This is a genomic window from Mesorhizobium sp. M8A.F.Ca.ET.161.01.1.1 (genome assembly GCF_004792105.1).
In the GTDB taxonomy this organism is placed as follows: Bacteria; Pseudomonadota; Alphaproteobacteria; order Rhizobiales; family Rhizobiaceae; genus Mesorhizobium.
Genome location: NZ_SRTD01000095.1, coordinates 1 through 422, shown reverse-complemented (window position 1 = coordinate 422; position 422 = coordinate 1). Strand labels below are relative to the sequence as shown.

Annotated in this window: 1 pseudogene; it reads right to left on the bottom strand. The window is 64.7% G+C overall.

From position 1 onward, the window contains the following. Positions 1-302, bottom strand: a pseudogene (locus tag EN804_RS34795) (polysaccharide deacetylase); the annotation flags it as partial. Positions 303-422: the final 120 nt, after the last annotated feature.

The window sequence follows — 422 nt, the reverse complement described above, 5'->3', positions numbered from 1 at the left end:
GGGCCGAGCTCCTGCTTTTTCTGGTCCCCAGGCGCATGATTTCGGTGCGCCCAGCCATGGATGGCGACCGTGGCATGCGGCGCCCCGTCAAGCTGGGCGACAAGCTTCTCATCAGTCAGGGCCGGAATGACGGCCAGGGTGACCGGAACCGCGAATTCATCGGTGAGGTCGAGCAGCCGATCGAGCGCGGGCGTCGGATCCACCGCGTCATCGTCACGCAGCCAGAAGTCTGCCTTACGACCCGCCCGTTGCCAGCGCGCCAGTTCTTCCACTAGGGGTTGCCAGACCTGATCGGATGTCATGAAACCGGGATCTTCGCAAGAAGCTCGGCCAGACGTGCCGCCGCGGCGCCGAGGGACCGTTCTTCGAGGATGAAGCGTCTGGCCTCTGCGGCCATGACGGTTCTTTCGTCGTTACGGGCC